Annotated in this window: 14 protein-coding genes; 9 read left to right on the top strand and 5 right to left on the bottom strand. The window is 44.6% G+C overall.

The genetic code is table 11. The features are described from left to right. Nucleotides 1-9: 9 nt before the first annotated feature. From ACSQ2E_RS15970 to ACSQ2E_RS15955, 4 genes are read right to left on the bottom strand one after another with little or no spacing between them, the layout of a single operon-like run. Nucleotides 10-1,203, bottom strand: coding sequence for a YheC/YheD family protein (locus ACSQ2E_RS15970; protein ID WP_435992097.1), 1,194 nt, complete (start codon nt 1,201-1,203; stop codon nt 10-12). Then, on the bottom strand, nt 1,200-2,573 hold the full coding sequence (locus ACSQ2E_RS15965; protein ID WP_435992095.1) for a YheC/YheD family protein: 1,374 nt from the start codon (nt 2,571-2,573) through the stop codon (nt 1,200-1,202). The genes ACSQ2E_RS15970 and ACSQ2E_RS15965 overlap by 4 nt, the downstream gene beginning before the upstream one ends. Beyond that, entirely contained in the window at nt 2,573-3,664 is a 1,092-nt protein-coding gene (locus ACSQ2E_RS15960; protein WP_435992093.1) for a YheC/YheD family protein, read from the bottom strand. The genes ACSQ2E_RS15965 and ACSQ2E_RS15960 overlap by 1 nt, the downstream gene beginning before the upstream one ends. 4 nt (nt 3,665-3,668) lie before the next feature. After that, nucleotides 3,669-5,000, bottom strand: coding sequence for a YheC/YheD family protein (locus ACSQ2E_RS15955; protein ID WP_435992091.1), 1,332 nt, complete (start codon nt 4,998-5,000; stop codon nt 3,669-3,671). A gap of 131 nt (nt 5,001-5,131) precedes the next feature. Here ACSQ2E_RS15955 and ACSQ2E_RS15950 point away from each other — a divergent pair, with 131 nt between their 5' ends. The 6 genes from ACSQ2E_RS15950 (at nt 5,132) to ACSQ2E_RS15925 (ending at nt 12,309) form a co-directional block, all read left to right on the top strand. Next, nucleotides 5,132-6,271 (top strand): DUF445 domain-containing protein, encoded by a 1,140-nt coding sequence (locus ACSQ2E_RS15950; protein WP_435992089.1) that lies wholly within the window; start codon nt 5,132-5,134, stop codon nt 6,269-6,271. 74 nt (nt 6,272-6,345) lie between these two features. Then, a complete protein-coding gene (locus ACSQ2E_RS15945) occupies nt 6,346-6,699 on the top strand; it encodes a YlbF family regulator (RefSeq protein WP_435992087.1) in 354 nt (117 codons plus the stop codon). Nucleotides 6,700-7,113: 414 nt separating this feature from the next. Continuing rightward, on the top strand, nt 7,114-7,986 hold the full coding sequence (locus tag ACSQ2E_RS15940) for a Cof-type HAD-IIB family hydrolase (protein ID WP_435992085.1): 873 nt from the start codon (nt 7,114-7,116) through the stop codon (nt 7,984-7,986). Between the two features lie 134 nt (nt 7,987-8,120). After that, nucleotides 8,121-9,614, top strand: coding sequence for a coproporphyrinogen III oxidase (locus ACSQ2E_RS15935; protein ID WP_435992083.1), 1,494 nt, complete (start codon nt 8,121-8,123; stop codon nt 9,612-9,614). A gap of 185 nt (nt 9,615-9,799) precedes the next feature. After that, on the top strand, nt 9,800-11,413 hold the full coding sequence (locus ACSQ2E_RS15930) for a long-chain fatty acid--CoA ligase (RefSeq protein ID WP_435992081.1): 1,614 nt from the start codon (nt 9,800-9,802) through the stop codon (nt 11,411-11,413). Nucleotides 11,414-11,514: 101 nt separating this feature from the next. Next, a complete protein-coding gene (locus tag ACSQ2E_RS15925; RefSeq protein ID WP_435992079.1) occupies nt 11,515-12,309 on the top strand; it encodes an enoyl-CoA hydratase in 795 nt (264 codons plus the stop codon). Between the two features lie 95 nt (nt 12,310-12,404). Here the strand turns inward: ACSQ2E_RS15925 and ACSQ2E_RS15920 are convergent, their stop codons facing one another. Further along, nucleotides 12,405-12,590: a YhzD family protein gene (locus ACSQ2E_RS15920; protein WP_336198856.1), complete on the bottom strand. Its 186-nt coding sequence runs from the start codon at nt 12,588-12,590 to the stop codon at nt 12,405-12,407. 190 nt (nt 12,591-12,780) lie between these two features. On the opposite strand from ACSQ2E_RS15920, the gene ACSQ2E_RS15915 reads away from it, so the two are divergent. From ACSQ2E_RS15915 to ACSQ2E_RS15905, 3 genes are all read left to right on the top strand, one after another. Further along, the gene (locus ACSQ2E_RS15915) at nt 12,781-13,680 is read left to right on the top strand and encodes an ABC transporter ATP-binding protein (protein ID WP_435992077.1); all 900 of its coding nucleotides are present in this window, start codon (nt 12,781-12,783) and stop codon (nt 13,678-13,680) included. After that, nucleotides 13,673-14,923: an ABC transporter permease gene (locus ACSQ2E_RS15910; protein WP_435992075.1), complete on the top strand. Its 1,251-nt coding sequence runs from the start codon at nt 13,673-13,675 to the stop codon at nt 14,921-14,923. Before ACSQ2E_RS15915 ends, ACSQ2E_RS15910 begins: the two co-directional genes overlap by 8 nt. 144 nt (nt 14,924-15,067) lie before the next feature. Further along, complete coding sequence (locus tag ACSQ2E_RS15905) at nt 15,068-16,279, top strand: metallophosphoesterase family protein (protein ID WP_435992073.1); 1,212 nt, start codon at nt 15,068-15,070, stop codon at nt 16,277-16,279. Nucleotides 16,280-16,282: the final 3 nt, after the last annotated feature.

Below are 16,282 nucleotides of genomic sequence, written 5' to 3'. Positions count from 1 at the left end.
CACGAAGATTCAACCTTCACTGTTTTGTGAACTGAGTGTCATGAACGTACGGACAAGCTGTTTTCTCCGCTTCTTCTCAATCTCTACCTCATCGAAACACATCGGCTTTGAATTAATTTCAAACAACACGAATCCCCCTTGTTCTTTGGGAGCGAGGTCAATCGAAAACTCCCCTACATAGCCAAACGAATTGGCCAGTTCTTCCCCGCATGTTTGAACGATCCTCGAAATTTCTTTTTTTGTTTCTGCATCTGCTACTTCCTTCAGGGAAATGATTTTACCACCGGCAGGTACATGAGTGGTGACTTCCTGACGTTGGGACATGCGGACTCCGATACCGATCAAACGGAAATCTTCTCCTGTGTGAAGGACTAATATGCGAAAGTCGAAACGGTGTTCGTGCACTGTTTTGCAAGGGACCGCTTCCTGCATGATCCACTGATTGCCCATAAACCATTCGTTATACGTTTGATGAAGGCGGGAGATCGATGTAAACCTCTCTATTTTCTTAATGCTCTTACACAGAACTCGGCCCCTGTCATCCATTTCAATCAGTCGAATTCCTTTTCCTTGTGAAGCGAGAGAGTGTTTAACGTATACTTTCCGATGAGTGAAGAGGAAACGTGAAAGGGAAGCTTCATCGGTAACCAGTTCGGTCTGTGGCAGATATACTTTGAGATCATCATTTTTGGATAACAACTCGTAGATTTCCCATTTATTAAAGAAATGGGGGTTGAAGAATGGAATCTGATGCTTCTTGATAAAACGAAGAAGCTTTTCGTATGATTGATTTTGCTCGGCATGCCTTGAGGGGACCCGGTTATAAATGACGTTGGGAACCGGAAACAGGCATTTTACCCATTTGTGTAAAACGTGATTATACATGATCCCCTCTATCGAATCACCCACAACATCTTGCGGGGAAAAGACGAAACAGATTCCTCCAGACTGCTCGACGTCCTGTTGGATCGACCGGAATAATTCGAAGTTCCCCTTATATTTATTTCTTCCTTCTTTACTTGAGACGATGCCGACTAAGGGAATCGCGGGACGATTCCTCGTTCGGGGGGGAATCGTAAATGTATAGCATTGATTGGAAACTTTAGAAGATAAGAGAAAGGAATCCTTTGCAAATCCATAGGTTGTAATCGCTTCTTCCCCGTGAAAAAAGGTCTTCTTCACCCGGTCGTAAAGGATAATCATGGAATCATTTCCTCGGGATGATCCAAGCTTTGGTGAGTGAGGAAAATGCCAAATGATAAGGCGAGTTTCCTTGTTAATAAATCAAACCTTTTTAAGTCAGGATGTGAGAATATCGACCTGCCAGGCTTGGAGTTTGCTTCAAACATCCAAATGCGATGTTGGTCGTCCACACCGAAATCGAATCCTATTTCACCGATGAATCCTTCAAGGTTCCCTTCGATGGAATGTGACAACAATAAAGCCGCATCCTTTAAAGCCTCTTCAATGGTTTCTCTTTCACTTTCTTCAAGGAATAGTTCTGAAAGAATCCTCACTTCCCCACCATTGTTCGCATGTGTCGTCACGCTTCCCATTCCGGCCACTTTTCCCGCCATTGCACTGACTTGCCAGTTGCCTTCTTCGTCTTTATTCGTATGGACCCGGAAGTCGATGGGGCGATTATTCTCTTTCAGTAAGGAGATTCCCTGCTGGACGACAAAGGAGTCCAGGTTCCGGCTTTTAAACACTGTATTGGCCAGCTGTTCAAGTGATTTAAACTTAAGTAAACGGTTCTTCTGATCTCCGTCCCTGAAACGGCAATAATACTCTTCTGTGGACCGGTTATACGTGATTTTGTGTATTCCGTTCCCGAGACTACCGTTTTTCGGCTTCAAATAAATATGGGTATAGGCGGAAAGCATTCGTTCCATTTCCTCAAAAGATTGGACTGGTCTCGTTTCCGGAAGGAAGTGTTGAACAGTCCGATCATTTTCCAATCTCTCGAAAAGGTCGAGTTTATTGAAGAACCCTGGATTATACCACGGAATGCCGTACTCTCTTTCCAGTCTCTCCTTCACTCCCTGATATGTTTTCCGCTTTTCACTCTGCCTGTTCGGAAGTCTGTCATAAATCACATTCGGGAAAGGGATTTCTTCAATCTCCCAACCTTCCCCAAAATGAAAAAATCCTTTGATGAGTCCATTCTCCCAATCAATATGACGTTCTCCAAATACAAATGGGATGACTCCCAAGGAAGATTGAACCGATAATAGCTTCTTGAAAAAGTGGGATCGCTGTCCGATGGGACTTAATCGGAAACTTGTGAAACCCGCAGTGAATATGCCAATCAGTACCCCTGCGTGTAAACATTCATCTTTACAATAGAGGGAGAGGGAATCCACTTTTGATGGAAGGTGCAGCTTTTCCGCTAAACCTGTACTGATCCCCATTACATTCCGGCCATTCGGATGGCGCCTGCAGCTGGCAGGTTGTCTTCTGGTCCCAAGTATCACCGTATGTGGAAGGGTGTCTTCCCGGGTTTTGAATCCAGACGGAAGGTAGAGGATACTTTCTTCATCTTGGAAGTATTCGACTTTATATGCATGGAGCATTAGAAATCACCTCGCCTTATGGATGTAAGAGATTGTGAGGATAGAAAGTCACAATAATCTAAAGGTGCCTGATATAATGTTGATAACTTCCCGGGATGTAATGCATCCACTACCTTATGCCCCGGCTTAGAGTTCAAATCCAGGATCCATATGGAATGATCATCCCCGATAATGAGGTCGACCCCAATTTCAAAAAGAGGGGAAAAATGTTTTTCAAGAAGTATAGGGACTTCTTCTAAAATGGATGTGAGTTCTTCGTCGATAAAATCCCATGCGTGCAGATCATGGCTATTCTTCCACTCACTGTAGGAAAGATAGGATGCACCGAGGCTGATATTTGTCAGAATCCCATTCTCTTCCCCTTTACGGATTGCACGTTGGAATTCCCGCCATTCTCCATTGCGATCTTTATTCATGAGAATGCGCATATCGAAAGGGGCATTTCCTTTCGTCAGGTTTGGCAGCCTTTTTTGACAAATGAACGTGTTAAGCGTGAGCATGTGGTCAACCCATTTTAGAAAGACATCTTCATTTGCGAAAGATTGTTCTATGATTCCTTGCTTTTTGGTGGTGCGAACCACAATTTCATGTGGATGTGCAACGAGATGGTAAACAGCAAAACCATGGGCCCCGTCGACAGGTTTGATTATAATATCTTTATGTTTGAGGAGAAGATTTAATAAATGTTTTCCATCGGATACTAAGGATGTTGCAGGGATATAGGGGGCGAGGGAGGTCTGTTTCAGTTTTTCATAAAGATGCCATTTGTTTGGTAATCCGTAACCAAGGAAACGGATATGCTTCTGGTTTTTCAACCATTGAACGACGGCTCTCGCCTGCCGGGACTTCATATCCTTCTGATAATAGGTTCTGTCATAGATGTACTCCGGGATTTCAAAGGCATTTTTTTCCCATTCCCCCTTCACCCTGTCAAAATGAAATCCTTCCGCGGTTTCGTTTAAAGGAGATATTCCCTGTGGAGAAAACAGGAAAAGGTCGATTGGATATGAAAGGGACTGTTTTGCGATTTCGAGAAAGTATCCGTTCGTCACTTCCGGTGTAAGGGTCATGATGCCTAATGAGTGATTCATCGTATTATTCCTCCTTATTAGTCCAGTTGGCCAAACTATATTCATAAAGTGCTTTAACCGAAGGACGAATCCTGTCGTTCTCTAAGTAGGTCCGTTTAGAAGGCTTGGAATTAATTTCGATTACCCATGGTTTTCCCGCCTTATCAATGCCGATATCGATGCCAAGCTCTGCGAAATGACCTTCAAGGCTATCGGCAAGAAGCGTTGAAGCATGTATACATAATTCTTTCATCTCTTTCATGATAGCCATGCTCTCTTTGGGAGAAAAAATAGTTTGCAAGACCATGAGGGGCTTTTCGATACGGCCGCCCTGGTCGACATTTGCCACGAATTGATCTTGAGAAGCAATTCTTGCAACCGATGAAACCACCTCCCAGTCTTCATCGCGATTCTGATGACAAAGAAATCGAAAGTCCAAAGGCAGCCCTTCGACTGTAAGAAAGGGGATTGTCTCCTGAACCAGATAAGAGCTATTGCACCAGGCCTTAAGCTGGTTGTAAAGAGCAGTGTAAGTCGGGAAGGTGAGAGGATTCTCAGGCGAAAATGAATTCTGCTGCATGTGATATCCACCGTCTCTTTTTTTGATCCGCATGATGTAGCGTCCTTTGCTCCCATTTATCCCTTTGATGAAAACATCGTGATATAAGGTAAGCAACTTCTCCAAGGAATGTAGTCCCTTTACGGTTTCGGGCAGGTGTGTAGAGAGGACGGGGCTGTCTTTTAATGCATTGTAGACCTGATCTTTGGACAAAAAACCGGAATTGAAAACCTGGATGCCCCCGTCCAGTGAGCGGCCAAGAGCCTTTTGAAAGGAAGGTGACCGCTCTGTTTTTCGTGAGTGACATCGATTGTATAAGACATGGGGATCAGGTAGAGGACCGGTTTCCCAATCGTTCCCGTTATAATAAAGACCTTCCCCTTTATTCCCGACGAAGGAGGAAAGGGGAAGCAGGTAGAAAAATCCACCTTTTCGTTGAAACCATTCCTGACACTCTGTAAAATATTCATTTAAAGAGTGCGAATGGATGGTCTCAAGCGAAGATTGATTGAGTAAGAGAGCCACAACCGGTCCCATATGAATCATGGTATTTCTGGTATCGATGGAGATCCATATATTTTGCAATGGCGGGATGGATGCGAATAATGAATCGGATGTATCCAACATAATCTGTAAAGAATCCGTTTTTGTTTCCATGCATGTAACGTCAAGAAGGGAGCTGCCACATTTTAACGTCATATGTCGTTGAAAAGGGAAGCGGTCCATCCATTTTCCTGGAATATATAAATGATGATGGTCTTTTGTATGACGCGAAATAAATGAACATTTTAACTTCATCCGGCATTCCCCGTTTGCATAACCCGTTAGATTGACTTTATAATAATTTATTGGGCTAATGTTGATATAGCATTCTATGTAAACATAGGCAAAATGTTCAAACAAGAGAAGTAGAAAAGGAAGGTGCACTCATGCTGGATGCTTTCATCCTTGTATTATTCATGGTAATCGTTGGGGCCCTTATTGGGGGAGTCACCAATTCACTCGCAATAAAAATGTTATTCAGGCCTTATCGGACATACTATATCGGAAAATACAAAGTCCCATTCACACCGGGACTGATCCCGAAACGCCGGGAGGAACTGGCGGAACAGCTCGGAAAGATGGTGGTGGACCACTTAATCACCCCTGAAAGTCTTCAGAAAAAAGTGATGAATGAGGACTTCCAAAAAGATGTGACCCTTTGGCTATCCGAAGAATTGCAGCCGGTATTCACATCCGACAAAACGGTGAATGAATGGCTCGATACCCTCCAAATCCCCGTTTCCTCTGATCGACTCAATGAATGGCTTGAGGACTGGATCGCAGTAAAGATCAAGGATACAAAAATGTCCTATACATCTATGAAACTGGAAGAGGCACTTCCTGAGAGGTGGCAGGAAAAGGTTTCAGAAAGTATTCCGAAGCTAGTCGACTTCATTGCAAACAGGGCGGAAACGTATTTCACTAGCCCGGAAGGAAAAATGAAAGTGAAGATCATGATCGACGATTTCCTGAAAGAACGCGGTATGCTCGGCAACATGCTGGGTATGTTCCTTGGTAATACGTCGGTTGCGGATAAAGTGCAGCCGGAAATCGTCAAGTTCATCAAGCATGAAGGTACACAGGAGATCCTCTTTAACCTACTGTCGAAAGAGTGGTCGAAGCTGAAACAAATGCAACTGGAAGAGTTCATCGACAGATTGCCGGAAGAGGACCTCATCCAAACCGTCCAAACATCACTGGTCAAACTCGTCAACATCGACGGTCACCTCAAGAAGCCGCTCAGGTCTTGGCTCGAACCGCATAAGCAATCCTTCTTCGACAAACAGCTGCCGAAATGGGTGGATAGAGGGACGGACCTATTATCCAAGAAGATTCCGAACCTCATGGAGAAGATGCACCTTCAGCATATCGTCCAGGAGCAGGTAGAATCCTTCTCTGTTGGCAGGTTGGAAGAACTCGTCCTCGGCATTTCACGGCGTGAATTCAAAATGATCACCTATCTCGGAGCTTTGCTCGGCGGCGTGATCGGGATCATTCAGGGAATCATCGCTCTTTTCATCGCCTGATAAGGGTCCTGCCTAGAAATCAACCCCATTGTTTGTTATAGTGAGGAAGAATGAAATTTTAGGAGGTACGTATTTTGGCTATTAACTTATACGATCAAGCGAACGAACTGGAAAGCGCATTGCGTCAGAGCGATGAATTCCTGCAACTGAAGAAAATGTATGATGAAGTAAACAATGACGAATCTGCTAGCAAGATGTTTGAAAACTTCAGAAACATCCAAATGACTCTTCAACAAAAACAAATGAGCGGTGAAGAAATCTCCCAGGAAGAAGTGGAGCAGGCTCAAAAAACAGCTCAACTTGTACAGCAACATGAAAAAATCGCGAAGCTTATGGAAGCTGAGCAACGCATGAGCATGGTGATCAATGACTTAAACAAAGTCATCATGAAGCCGCTTGAAGAACTTTACGGTTCCATGCAACAATAATACTGATGAGTAGGGTCCGGCTTCCTGATGGGAGTCGGTCTTTTTTTGTTGGTAGAGCTGATTGATTGTCTTTGGTATATTGAAAGTATTTACATTTATTGTAAAATGACGCAATTCCGGTCGAGAGTGACGCAATTATAGAAAAAATGACGCAATAAATGAGAAAATGACGCAATCAAGCCCATAAATGACGCAATCATCGTCCCGCGAATGTCATATAGATTCTCCAAACGTCCCAATAAAAGAAATATTTTCACTTATCCCCAGTTTCAACACCTGATTCTTAGCTGCCGAGCACTCTATCTCTTCATTCCCAAGAAATAGTCATCATTCCTATCCCACTCCTTGGCATATTTGTCTCTCCTCCTTCATAAAAGTAGAGAAAGGGAGTAGACAACATATAGGGGGACACCAATGATGATCTATCGAATGCTGGCTTTGAATATTGATGGCACGATTGTAAATGAAAACGGAAAAATTGCGAAGGAAACGAAGGAAGCAATTGAGTACGTTCAAGATAAAGGGGTTCCGGTCACATTGGTTACAAGTCGGAGTTTTGCTTCTGCTAAGAAAGTAGCCAAAGCCCTGAAGCTTGAAAGTCCGATTGTTACACACAGCGGTGCCTATATCGCAGGCGAGCTTGAAAAACCGATGTATGTGAAAAAAATTGCGGAAGACATTACCTATGAAATCTCTCAATTCCTTGAAGGTTTTTCATGCCAGGTACACTTGTCCCATGAAAAGCGGTCCATCGTAGGCAAAACCAGTACCGGGGCACGTGAGATGGCAAAGGTCTCGTGGCAAAGAGAATCGAAATTACTTTACAGCAAACAGTTTGTGGACCGGGTAAGTGATCACCTGTTGGAGAATCCGATGTCGGTACCGAAGATTTCAGTTGTGATGGAGCACAAGGAAGACGTGTGGGACGTTGTCGCTTCCTTAAAAGGCATGTATGAAGAAGTGGACGCTATCCCGACGTCTGACTATAAACTTGATATAGTGCCAAGGGGTGTTTCAAAGCTCAGGGGATTGATGTACCTGTCTGAGCGTCTCGGAGTGAAGAAGCATCAAATCGTGATGGTCGGATCCGGGATAGATGACATCGATTCCATGGAGTGCTCGGGCCTCGGTGTCGCCATGGGTGATGCACCGCGTCAAGTGCGGGAAGCGGCGGACTGGATCACACGCAGTCAGGTTGAAAAAGGGATTCCGTACTTTGTCACTGAGTTATTCCGTAAACAACACCCCATCCCATTCTTGAAAAAAATGAACATCATAAAATCGTAACTAAAAGGAACACCCCGTCATTCCAACAAGGATACGGGGTGTTATTTTGTAGGGAGGTTTCGGACCATTGACCATTCCCACCCCTTTCTGTACACTTATAAAAGCTTATTAGTTTTATGAAAGGTGATTAGAACGTGAATGTTTTGATAAAAGGAATCGAGGATGAGCGTTTCGAGCGTCCCCTGCGATTGATAGCGAATTTATTCTTTGAAGAGTCTGCCATTCACTTTGGTGATTGTGATGAGGCCGATCTTCAAGTCCATATAGAACTTTCTTCAGATGACTTGATAGAGGCGGAAGCCGTATTAACGAACTCAAGCGAACAATCATACACTGCACGCTATGAACATGACTGGGTACCCTATGAAAATGAAAAAGAACGATTCAAACAGCTGAAAACGGCTGTTTCTCATGTGTATTTGAATGTTCTTCAAGATTTGACGGGGATCAGGCAGAAGTGGGGCATCTTGACGGGAATCCGCCCTACGAAACTCATTCATAAGCAAACCCAGCTTGGATTGCCCAAAGAAGAGATTCATGAGAAATTAAAAAAAGAATACCTGATCACGGATGAAAAGATCCAGCTGATGCAAAACATCGTGGACCGTCAATTATCCGTTGTACCGGATCTCTATGATCTTCAGCATGAAGTGAGCATTTATATCGGCATTCCCTTTTGTCCAACCAAATGTGCCTATTGCACATTCCCTGCCTATGCGATACTTGGTAAACAGGGGCGGGTAGATTCCTTCCTGGCGGGACTTCATTACGAAATCCAGGAAATGGGACGCTGGATGAAGGAAAATAATATCAAGATTACGACCATCTATTATGGCGGGGGTACCCCGACGTCCATTACAGCCGAAGAAATGGATGCTCTTTATGAAGAGATGTACCGCTCCTTCCCGGATGTAGACAAGGTAAGGGAAGTTACGGTGGAAGCAGGGAGGCCGGATACAATATCCGAAGATAAACTCGAAGTGCTCAATAAATGGAACATCGACCGGATTTCCATCAATCCCCAATCGTACACCCAGGAAACCTTAAAAGCGATCGGGCGGCATCACACGGTGGAGGAAACGATTGATAAATTTCATTTATCCCGCGGTATGGGAATGAATAACATCAATATGGACCTTATCATTGGTCTTCCAGGGGAGGAGCTTCCGGAACTGCAACATTCATTGGACGAAACAGAGAAGCTTATGCCTGAATCGTTGACGGTTCACACCTTGTCCTTTAAGCGTGCGTCTGAAATGACAAAGAACAAGGACAAGTATAAAGTGGCAGACAGGCTTGAAATCGAGAAGATGATGAATCTTGCGGAGAACTGGACGAAAGAGCACGGTTATGAACCTTATTACTTATACCGTCAGAAGAACATTCTCGGTAACCTGGAAAATGTAGGATACGCCCTTCCCGAGCAGGACAGCATCTATAACATCATGATCATGGAAGAAGTCCAGACCATCATTGGAATCGGCTGCGGGGCGGCAAGCAAATTCATCGATCCGAAAACCGGAAAGATCACGCATTTTGCCAATCCAAAAGAACCGAATGCCTATAACCTTGGATTCAAAGAGTACACAGAAAAGAAAATCAAGATCTTGAATGATTTATTTTCATAAACCGGACACGCCGCATAGATATAGCGGCGTGTTTCTTTATTATGCCTTCCGTTTCCTTGTTCATTACTGGATTATTTCATCCGTGCTTAAAGGATAAATCCTCATGAAAGGAGAATTAGTAAGATAGACATAGAAAATCAGACATTTTTTGTAAACGCTTACTATTTTGAGGGGAGAGATGGAATATGATGCAAACACCTCTGCTATTGACCCAAATGATTGAACGAGCTGAAAAGTATTTTCCTAAGAAAGAAATTGTATCCCGGACAGAGTCGGGTATCAACCGCTTCACATACAAGCAGTGGGGTGAGAGAACGCGGAGGCTGGCAAGCGCCCTGTCGAAACTCGGTGTTGAAGAAGGAGACAAAGTCGGTACACTTGCATGGAATCATCACCGTCATCTGGAAGCGTACTTTGCGATCCCATGTAGTGGAGCTGTACTACATACGATCAATATCCGCTTATCGCCCCAACATATCGTTTACATCATCAATCATGCCAAGGATCAAGTATTGCTCATCGACCCGGACATCGTCTCGCTCATTGAAAAGGTCAAGGACCAGATCCCGACGGTTAAAGCCTTCATCGTCATGACCGATGGAGAGTTACCTGAGACGACCCTCGAGCCTGTGTATCATTATGAAAGATTGTTGGAAGAAGGAGATCCATCGTTCCAATTCCGCAACGACATTGATGAAAATACTTCTGCGGGAATGTGTTACACGTCCGCCACGACAGGAAACCCGAAAGGAGTCATCTATTCCCATCGGGGCATCGTGCTCCATGCAATGGCATTGGGACTGGCTGATACGACAGGCGTCAGTGAGAGGGACGTTGCCCTGCCGGTGGTGCCGATGTTCCATGTGAATGCCTGGGGACTCCCGTTTGCGTCGGTCTGGTTCGGAAGTAAGCAGGTTCTGCCGGGACCATATTTCACTCCTGGACTGCTTGCCGGGCTCATGCAGGATGAGAAGGTGACCATTTCCGCAGGGGTGCCGACGATTTGGCTTGGATTACTCAATGAATTGGAGAAAAATGAGTATGATCTCTCAAGCCTTCGTTCCGTCCTGTGTGGGGGATCGGCAGCACCTAAAGGGATGATCCGGTCTTTTGAAGAGAAGTTCGGCATCCCGTTCATGCATGCGTATGGCATGACTGAAACGAGCCCGCTCGCTGTGATCGCCGCCTCCAAAAGCTATCATGACGACCTTTCTGCCGAAGAGAAACTCGACTTGAAAGCGAAGCAGGGGATCCTCGTACCTGGCTTGGATATGAAGGTCGTCGGGAAAGACGGGGAAGTGGCATGGGATGGAATCGAGATGGGGGAGCTAGCCTTAAGGGGTCCCTGGATTGCTTCTGAGTATTATGAAGATGAACGCACCGAGGATGCCTTCAGGGATGGCTGGCTGTATACAGGGGATGTCGTCACCATTGATGAAGAGGGATATATCAAGATCGTCGATCGTACGAAGGATCTGATCAAATCCGGTGGGGAATGGATTTCTTCCGTAGATCTTGAAAATGCCCTCATGACCCATGAGCATATCTTCGAAGCTGCTGTGGTGGCAGTGCCCCATGAGGAGTGGCAGGAACGTCCGATTGCCTGTGTCGTTTTAAAGGAATCGGGGAAAGGCAATGTGACTAAAAAAGAAATCATGGAATTCCTGAAGCCTCAGTTTGCGAAATGGTGGCTGCCGGATGAGATACTGTTCCTGGATGAAATCCCGAAAACCTCTGTTGGGAAATTCTTAAAGAGGGCTCTAAGGGATCAGGTTCAGGATCAGATGAAACAAATTTAAATGAGACGGGAGATCGGCTCTATGCCGATCTCCATTTCGAATTATTGTACTTTTCTAAATAATCATTCTGCGCTATGCTAATAGAAAGGGGAGGGATTTTTTTGACAGTGTCAAATCAATACGAAACAGTTAAATTACATAAAGACGGGAAGGTGGCGAGGGTTCACTTGAACCGGCCGCAGTCCCTGAACGCATTGGATGCCCGGCTTATGGAAGAGCTGCTGGCTGCGTTGAAGGAAGTGAAAAATGATCCATCGATTTCTTTATTGATCCTGACAGGGGAGGGTAAGGGATTTTCCTCAGGTGGAGATATTAAGTCCATGCTGTCATTAAGTGGAGAGGAGCAGTTTTCACGGATCATGGATACGATCAGTGAACTGGTGATGACCTTGTATTCCATGCCGAAAGTGGTCCTGACAGGTATTCACGGGGCAGCGGCGGGGCTTGGGTTGAGCCTCGCTCTGGCTTCGGATTATATCCTTTGTGAAGAAGATAGTAAGCTCGCCATGAACTTTATCGGAATCGCTTTGATCCCGGATGGAGGAAGTCATTTCCTTCTCCAGGAACGCCTGGGGACGCATAAGGCAAAACGCTTAATCTGGAATGGAAAAGTATTTGAAGGACAGGAAGCCCTCATGAAAGGACTCGTCGATGAAGCCATTCCTTCAGGGAAACTGGAGGAAGGCATAGAACGCTATACCAAACAGGTATTAAGTGCGCCGACGAAAGCAATGCTGAAAACGAAAGAAGTATATGTTGAGTTGAACAAAGAAAGATTGCAGCAGGCACTTGATCTTGAGAAGGAAGGTCAGTGGCTCATGCGTCAAACCTCCGATCACCAGGAAGGCATTCGCGCTTTCGTGGAAAAGAGAAGACCTGAATTCAAGGGTGAATAATGGAGAACAGGGATCAGCCTTTTTGGCTGGTTCTTTTTTGTGCATGTAATAAAAAAGCATTACAGCCATTGAAGTCTGTAATGCGAGAAGTAATCCTACACATGAAACAGCAAGAGTTTCCCAAGTGGGGACGTACAGCGATGCGTATGTTCAGCATAGCCTTTTTCCTCAAGCATGGTTTCTCCCATTTTCTTTGCTTCGCTGTCAGATGAAGCTTCGAATGATTCGTCCAGGATTTTTTTGCCGTCACGCTCAAATACCGTCAGTTTATATACCTTCATTATGTAATACCCCTTTGTACTTGAAATAATGTTCTTCTTTATTTTTTCATATTATCATTTTTTTGGGAAGTCTAAATAGTTTGATAATGAAAAAGAATGGAAAATGAAACCTTTTATGGATAGAATCGTAGAGTACTAGAGAGATAAGAATGCCGGATTTCATTACGGGCAACAGGAGGGAAAACAAACGATGAGTTTGAAATTACAACAGGTGACCAAAAGGTTTGGGGATTTCAAAGCGGTAGATGAACTGTCACTTGAAATACCCCCAAGTGAAATGTTCGGTTTCCTTGGAGCGAATGGGGCGGGAAAGACGACGACCTTTCGGATGGTGTTAGGATTATTGGATGCAACAGAAGGCAGGATCACGTGGGACGGCAAGGGGATTGATTACTCCACCAGTCCGGAAATCGGGTATCTCCCGGAAGAAAGAGGACTTTATCCGAAAATGAAGGTAAGTGATCAAATCGTCTATTTGGCACGCCTCCGGGGGATGGAAAAGAAGACGATCCTGAAAGAATTGGATTATTGGCTGGAGCGATTCAATGTTCCTCAATACCTCAATAAAAAAGTGGAGGAACTCTCCAAAGGGAATCAGCAAAAAATTCAATTCATCGCATCGGTCATTCATAAGCCGAAACTATTAATCCTTGATGAACCATTCAGCGGTCTTGATCCCGTGAATGTGGAGCTGTTGAAGGACGCTGTGAGGGAAATCAAGAAGAATGGAACGACCATCGTGTTTTCAAGTCATCGGATGGAGCATGTGGAGGAGCTTTGTGAAAGCTTGTGCATCATGCATAAAGGGCGTCCCGTCGTACATGGCGGACTGAAGGAAATCAAACGTTCATTTGGAAAGAAGAATGTCGTGATACATGCAGATTTTGACCTTACCTACCTAAAGGAAATGCAGGGAGTGACTAAGCTTAAAGAAACGACGGAAGGAGTCCTGCTTCAGGTGGAATCCGAGGCTGCAGCTGAAGGGGTATTTCATGATGTCGTCCAAAAGGGCTTCCTTCGTAAATTCGAGCTTGAGGAACCTTCGCTGAACGATATATTTATAGAAAAGGTGGGAACATCTTATGAATAATTTCTTCTTGATCCTCGGGCATTCCTATATGTCAAAATTGAAAGCCAAGTCCTTTATCATATCCACCATCATCATTGCCGCTGCACTAGTCCTACTGGCCAATTTCGACAGCGTCATTTCGAGTTTCACAGATGATGAAGGAAGCAGGGTAGCGGTTCAGGATGAAACGGGCAAATTATATGAACCGCTCCTGCAGCAGTTGGAGACTATGAATAGTGAGATTCAATTAGAGCCTGCTTCGGAATCCACAAAGGAAATCGAGAAAAAAATAGAGTCAGAAGATTTTAAAGGTTTATTGGTAATAAGTGAAAACAGTGATGGGCTGCCACAGGCTCTTTATAAATCGAACTCATTATCAGAGTCCGCCGTGACCGGGGAATTGCAGGCAGCCCTGCAAAATGTAAAATCGTCCCTTGCTGCGGGTAAGCTGGATCTGTCAGGGGAGGAGCTATCCTTGTTAAGTGCCCCCGTTGATTTTGAGAAAGAAGCACTGCTTGAGGGGGCGAAGTCTGAAGAAGAACTGAGTCAGGCAAGGGGCATTGTTTACGTCTTATTGTTCTTTATCTATTTCTCAGTGATTGCCTATGCCAATATGACGGCGATGGAGGTCGCCACCGAGAAAAGCTCCAGGGTCATGGAAATCCTCATATCAAGTGTGTCACCGGTAAAACAAATGTTTGCCAAAATCATTGGGATCGGTCTCGTGGGCTTGACTCAATTAGCCGTTATCCTTGGTGTAGGTTATTTTACCCTGATCCGTAAGAAGGATGAGCTGGTAGGGGGATTCTTTGAAGGATTCGGATTTGAATCCCTATCACTCAGTGTCATCATTTATGCTGTCATCTTCTTTTTACTGGGATATTTTCTGTATGCGACCCTTGCAGCGCTACTCGGTTCACTTGTGAGCAGGATTGAAGATGTCCAGCAGATGATCATGCCGATGACCTTCCTGATCATGATTGGATTCTTTATATCCATGTTTGGCCTCGGAAGTCCGGAATCGGGCTTTGTAACAGTAACTTCTTACATCCCCTTCTTCACTCCGATGGTCATGTTCCTGCGTGTCGGGATGCTGAACCTGCCGGTGTATGAGCCGGTCATCGGGATACTCGTCCTGCTTGTCTCCATCACTCTGCTGGGAGTATTCGGTGCACGTGTCTATCGTGGAGGGGTGCTATTATACGGGAAGTCCAATTCATATAAAGATATTAAGAAAGCAATCGATTTAACATCAAAGAAATAATTGGAAGGCTGTCACGTTTAAACTGGCAGCCTTTTTTTTCATGAATCGGATAAATTGTGAATACATACTGAAATTTTCCCCGGTTTTAGGATATAATGAATGAATAGCAGAACGTATATTCGTAGTGTTGAAGGAGGGGACTTCATGGAGAACATACGGTTTTTTCATGTAGCAGACTTACATTTGGACAGTCCGTTTACAGGACTGAAGCATTTACCAACAGAAGTATTTGAACGAATACATAATAGTACCTTTGCTTCTTTTGAAAAAGTGGTGAAAGAAGCGATTGAAAGAGGGATCGACTTTATGATTCTCAGTGGGGATCTGTTTGATGAAGAAGACCGAAGCATAAGGGCCCAGGCAAAATTAGTGAAACAATTTCAAATTCTTCATTCACATGATATTCCAGTATACGTCGTCCACGGAAATCATGATCATCTCGGCAGCCGTCGATTAGAACTGGATATGCCGGATAATATACATATTTTTCACGAGAAAACCGAAGTGAAACAGCTTACCACAAGGAATGGTACCCTGGTTGATATTGTGGGGTTCAGCTATGGAACAAGGCATATCCGGGAAAGAAGGATCGGGGAATATCCTAAAGGATCGGCAGAGCGTTATACAATCGGGATCCTGCATGGAAGTGAAGGGAGCATGAATTCTTCTCATGAAACGTATGCCCCTTTTACGATAAATGAATTATTGGAGAAGAATTACCATTACTGGGCACTCGGACATATTCATCAACGCCGGATATTGCATGAAGAGCCATTTATCGTCTATCCCGGAAATATCCAGGGCAGGCATCGAAAGGAGACCGGAGCAAAGGGGTGCTATGAGCTCGTACTTGGTGAGCATCAGACAGAGCTGACGTTCATTCCCACCCATGATTTGATATGGGAAACATGTGATGTATCCCTGCATGGTATAGTCCGGTTTGGTGAGGTATTTCAGCGCATCCATCAGGCGATGGAAATCATAAGTGAAGATAGCTTGATTGAAATCGTCTTAACCGATGTAGATTCGCTCCCTGAAGATATGATGAGGAAGGTTGAAAGTGGTGATCTTCTGGAGGCACTGCAATCCGATATTGAAAGTCATGGGGGATTGAAATGGGTTCACTCCATACGCCGGTCTCCAGGCACCAGAGGGTTAAAGGAAAGGGATCCCTTTCTACAGGAAGTGATTTCAACCCTTGAAAGCTTGGAAGGGCAAGAGTGGAATGAAGTCCTGGCAGAGCTGTATGAACATCCGTCGATCTACCGATTTCTTGCACCTTTGGAGGGAGAAGAGAAGGATGATCTGATAGAAGAAACGAAGCACTTACTGAAAAGTGGGGGTGAAAGAAATTGAAGC

This window comes from Rossellomorea sp. LjRoot5, assembly GCF_964253455.1.
Classification (GTDB): domain Bacteria; phylum Bacillota; class Bacilli; order Bacillales; family Bacillaceae_B; genus Rossellomorea.
Note: the sequence above shows the minus strand (reverse complement) of the source record. Positions and strands in the feature narration are given on the sequence as shown.